The sequence below is a fragment of the uncultured Amnibacterium sp. genome, assembly GCF_964245895.1.
GTDB lineage: Bacteria > Actinomycetota > Actinomycetes > Actinomycetales > Microbacteriaceae > Amnibacterium.
The window spans coordinates 1-2,145 of record NZ_CAXTOQ010000267.1 but is presented as its reverse complement, the minus strand read 5'-3'; the positions used below and the strand labels follow the sequence as shown (position 1 = coordinate 2,145).

Genomic DNA, 2,145 nt, shown 5'->3' with positions numbered 1-2,145 from the left:
GCATGCATCCGGCCCTGACGTCGGCCGTCTCGCAGCTGTCCTACGAGGGCCGGCTCACCTCCCGGCTGCCGGAGACGACGGACCGGTCGCTCGAGGGGGTGGCACCCGGCCTGCACCCCGTGCCGGTGCAGCACACCGGCGACACGGTCGAGTCGGCGGCCGAGGCGGCGGAGGTGCTGCGGCTGGTCCGCGAGCACGTGGGGCTGGCGTGGCGGGACCCGTCCCGCGATCGCGCGGACCGGCTGGACCAGGACGACCTGATCGTCGTCGCGCCGTTCAACGCGCAGGTGGCGCTGATCCGCGCGACGCTGGACGACGCGGGGTTCGCCCGGGTCCGTGTGGGCACGGTCGACCGGTTCCAGGGGCAGGAGGCGGTGATCGCCATCGTGTCGCTCACCGCGTCGTCGCCCGCGGACGTGCCGCGCGGGATCGGCTTCGTGCTGTCGAGGAACCGCATCAACGTCGCGATCTCGCGCGCGCGGTGGGCGAGCCACCTCGTCCACTCCCCCGAGCTCGCGGGCGCGCTGCCCCGTGACGCCGAGGGCGTCGCGGAGCTGAGCGGGTTCCTCCGCCTCACGCGGGGCTGAGCGGCTCAGCCGTCGCAGTCGTCCGTGCAGACCACCAGGAAGCGGGCCGGCCCGGCGTCGCCGGCGCGGATCGCGTGCGGCACGGCGGTGTCCACCACCCAGGACCGGCCGGGCCGGACGACGACGTCCGGACCGCCGAGCGAGGAGCAGACGACCTCGCCGTGGACGACCACGATCAGCTCCTGGCCGCGGTGGGTGCCGAAGCCGCCGTCGCCCTGCCCAGCAGGCAGGTCGTACAGGTAGGTCTGGGTCGGGTTGCCCGGCCCGCCGCCGATGACCTGCGCCATCGGCCCGTCCGGTGCGCCGGTGATCGGCAGCAGCATCGGGATCCCCGCGTGCTGCTCCCCGAACGGGTACAGGTCGCCGGGCGGCACCAGCAGCGCGGCGGCGAAGCGGACCAGCAGCTCGACCGTCGGCACGCGCTCCCCCGACTCGACGCCGAGGACGACGTGGTCGGCGACGCCGATGCGGGTCGCGAGGTCGTGCGTCGACCACGACCGCTGGACCCGGATCTCCTGCACGCGCTGCCCGATCAGGGTCGCCGTGAGATCGCCGTCCGACACCGCGCCCATCGCGGCTGCATGCTCGTTCATATCGCTCATGAAAGCGGGAATGCGCATTCTTCGTGAGCCCCAGTAGAGGAGATGCGAGAAGTGCAGTGCATTCCTCCTCGAATTCATATCCGGTGCACGGATCGTCGGAGCAGCGCGTCGGCCGCGCGCCGCCGCCGCCGGACGGCATGATCTCCGGGTGCGTCGACGGTCCGCGGTCCGGGCGGTGCTCCTGCTGGTGATCGTCGGGCTGGCGGCGGTCGTCGGCGTGCAGCTGGCGACGGCCGTGCCGGATGCGCTCGAGCCCGCGCCCACCCCGACGCCGATCGACTGGTCGAGGGTGCGGCCGGGGTCGGACGCGTCGTGGCCGCAGTGCGCGTCCCCGCACGGCTCGCGACGTGCGCTGCCCCTCGCGGAGGCGCCGGCGTTCGTGGTCGTCGGGGTCAACGACGGCCTGCCCGGCACGGTGAGCGCCTGCATCGACCGGGAGCTCGCGTGGGCCGCCACCGCCACAGGGGGCTCGTCCCAGGATCGGCTCGCGTTCTTCGTGCTGGCCGCTGACCCGTGGACGAAGCCCGAGCTGCGGTGGGTGCCGCATCCCGACTGGCCGTCGTCGAACCTCGTCGGCGGCACCGTCGTCCCGGTCCCCGAGGCGTTCGGGTCGGCGTCGACCGGCACGACCTGCGCCGGCGGGCGCACCGAGCTGGCCTGCGCGTACGTGTACGGCTGGGCGATGGCGCAGCACGCGGCCGCGATCCCCGGCCTGCCGGATCCGGCGCGGCGCCGGTTCTGGATCGACGTCGAGGCCGAGCGGACCTGGAGCACGGATCAGCGCTTCAACCAGGCCGTCGTCGAGGGCATGGTCGCGGCGTTCACCTCGCCGCCGTCCGCCGGCGGCATCGGCACGAGGACCGGGGTCTACTCCGACCACGGCGAGTGGGCGCGCATCATCGGCGCCCTGCGGACGGGCAGCCCCCTGGACGGCCTCGACGAGTGGCTCGCGATCG

3 protein-coding genes are annotated in these 2,145 nt (G+C 74.2%); 2 read left to right on the top strand and 1 reads right to left on the bottom strand.

Going from position 1 to position 2,145, the window contains the following annotated elements; translation table 11 throughout:
- On the top strand, nt 1–587 hold a 587-nt coding region (locus tag ACFE60_RS18865; protein ID WP_375390383.1), incomplete at its 5' end, for a C-terminal helicase domain-containing protein.
- Between the two features lie 5 nt (nt 588–592).
- Here the strand turns inward: ACFE60_RS18865 and ACFE60_RS18860 are convergent.
- A complete protein-coding gene (locus ACFE60_RS18860; RefSeq protein ID WP_375390382.1) occupies nt 593–1,180 on the bottom strand; it encodes a helix-turn-helix domain-containing protein in 588 nt (195 codons plus the stop codon).
- Between the two features lie 157 nt (nt 1,181–1,337).
- Between ACFE60_RS18860 and ACFE60_RS18855 the strand changes: the two genes are divergently transcribed.
- On the top strand, nt 1,338–2,145 hold an 808-nt coding region (locus ACFE60_RS18855), incomplete at its 3' end, for a hypothetical protein (RefSeq protein WP_375390381.1).